Genomic DNA, 1207 nt, shown 5'->3' on the forward strand with positions numbered 1-1207 from the left:
GGGCGCGATGTGGTGGATTGGCTCGCGGACATGCAGTACTACGACATGCCGGTGGAAAAGCATCCCTTGCGTGAAGGGGTGCGTGACAACACCAATCACTATGTGACTGGCCGCGACGGCGGACGCGACATCGACTTGCGCAAGTTCGCCGTCGAAGGCATGGAGTTATACGGACGGCTCGAAGACCTGCGCGACGGGCGGCTGCACTTCACGCCGAACCTCGGCGCTAATCTCGACGATGCGGACGATACCTATCATCGGATCAACGCGAGCATCGATGGCTTCATTGAAAGGACTGGTATCGATGCACCGCCCGGCGGTGTCTATGAGCCTTCGTGGCAGCCGGCTCACGAGCGCACGACGCTCGAACTCGCAGGCAGCGGCATTACATCGATTATCTGGTGCATTGGCTTTACGCCTGACTTCAGCTGGATCGATGCGCCTGTGTTCAACGGCCGCGGTTATCCGGCGCACACGCGTGGCATCACGCCGGTTGAGGGGCTCTACTTTATCGGGCTGCCCTGGCTGCATACATGGGGCTCAGGGCGTTTCTCGGGCATTGCGCGCGATGCCGACTATGTAGCCCAGGCAATTCTCGGGAGCCTCCGCGAGCGAACGTCCTCTTTCGACACTGTCGCGGCTTGAAGCGCATGCATCAAACGACACAGAGCTATCGCGCCGGGATGCCACAACTGGCCTATACGGGGCTGTCCGAAAACTGGCTGCTCAAGGAATGCGGACATCGCCACTGGGAGGCGCTGGCGGGAGATACCGGCCGGCGCGCACCGGATTTCGTCGATGACCATGCAAGCAAGTCGTACGCGGCCTTCACCGCAATCAGATTGACGGGGGCAACGCTCGACGCAATCGATGAGAACGACGATTTCGAGCTCGGTACTGGGCTTTGCCGAACCGGTCCGGCTCGCCACTTTAGCCGGCACCGGCTGCTTTCTGCTTTCACGCAATGGCGAGTGCGCCATCGTGTCGATGTTGTCGACGTTCGTGCGGCGGCACGAGCTGCGCAACAACCGTTCAGTGACGCGCGCGACGTTCGCGGCAATGGAAGGCCCAACGCCGACTCCGCCGGCGGACGCACTGGACATGGCGTGGCGTGGCAAGCAGTTTCGCGCCGGGCAGGGGCGCGAGCGGTTGCCCTTCACAAATGCCGATCGTGTCGAGAACGACTGGATCGAATTTCTGCCATGTC

Annotated in this window: 1 protein-coding gene and 1 pseudogene; both read left to right on the forward strand. The window is 61.6% G+C overall.

The genetic code is table 11. The annotated features are described in order from the left end of the window. Positions 1-645 (forward strand): annotated as a pseudogene (locus HV670_RS30030) (MSMEG_0569 family flavin-dependent oxidoreductase); the annotation flags it as partial. Between the two features lie 38 nt (positions 646-683). Beyond that, a partial coding sequence (locus HV670_RS30035) for a Pnap_2097 family protein (RefSeq protein ID WP_343054533.1) occupies positions 684-1207 on the forward strand: 524 nt, incomplete at its 3' end.

Origin of the sequence: Pararobbsia alpina, from assembly GCF_902859895.1 — a bacterium.
Lineage (GTDB): Bacteria > Pseudomonadota > Gammaproteobacteria > Burkholderiales > Burkholderiaceae > Pararobbsia > Pararobbsia alpina.